At 71.0% G+C, this 1042-nt stretch carries 1 protein-coding gene; it reads left to right on the forward strand.

Translation table 11 applies throughout. The features are described 5' to 3' along the window. Window positions 1–1042: flavodoxin-dependent (E)-4-hydroxy-3-methylbut-2-enyl-diphosphate synthase (gene ispG, locus ACFY07_RS28565; protein ID WP_390872441.1), on the forward strand; the 1042-nt coding region annotated here is incomplete at both ends.

The raw sequence follows: 1042 nt of genomic DNA on the forward strand, positions 1-1042 counted from the left end.
ATGACCGCGATCTCGCTCGGTATGCCGTCCGTGCCGCTCCAGCCGCTCGCCACCCGCCGCCGGTCGCGGCAGATCATGGTGGGGGGTGTGCCGGTGGGCGGGGATGCGCCGGTGTCGGTGCAGTCGATGACGACGACGGTGACGGCCGACGTCAACGCCACGCTGCAGCAGATCGCGCAGCTGACCGCGGCGGGGTGCCAGATCGTGCGGGTGGCGGTGCCCTCGCAGGACGACGCGGACGCGCTGCCGGCGATCGCGCGCAAGTCGCAGATCCCGGTGATCGCGGACATCCACTTCCAGCCGAAGTACGTGTTCGCCGCGATCGACGCGGGGTGTGCGGCGGTGCGGGTGAACCCGGGGAACATCAAGGCGTTCGACGACCGGGTGGGGGAGATCGCGCGGGCGGCGGCGGAGGCGGGCACGCCGATCCGGATCGGGGTGAACGCGGGGTCGCTGGATAGGCGGCTGCTGGAGAAGTACGGGCGGGCGACGCCGGAGGCGCTGGTGGAGTCGGCGTTGTGGGAGTGCTCGCTGTTCGAGGAGCACGGGTTCCGGGACATCAAGATCTCGGTGAAGCACAACGACCCGGTGGTGATGGTCAACGCCTACCGGCAGCTGGCGGCGGCGTGCGACTACCCGCTGCACCTGGGGGTGACCGAGGCGGGTCCGGCGTTCCAGGGGACGATCAAGTCGGCGGTGGCGTTCGGGGCGCTGCTGGCGGAGGGGATCGGGGACACGATCCGGGTGTCGCTGTCGGCGCCGCCGGTGGAGGAGGTCAAGGTGGGGATCGCGATCCTGGAGTCGCTGAACCTGCGGCAGCGGGGGCTGGAGATCGTGTCGTGTCCGTCGTGCGGGCGGGCGCAGGTGGATGTGTACAAGCTGGCGGAGGAGGTCACCGCGGGGCTGGAGGGGATGAACGTGCCGCTGCGGGTGGCGGTGATGGGGTGTGTGGTCAACGGTCCGGGTGAGGCGCGGGAGGCGGACCTGGGGGTGGCGTCGGGCAACGGCAAGGGGCAGATCTTCGTCAAGGGCGAGGTGGTCA

Origin of the sequence: Streptomyces sp. NPDC001380, from assembly GCF_042895785.1 — a bacterium.
In the GTDB taxonomy this organism is placed as follows: domain Bacteria; phylum Actinomycetota; class Actinomycetes; order Streptomycetales; family Streptomycetaceae; genus Peterkaempfera.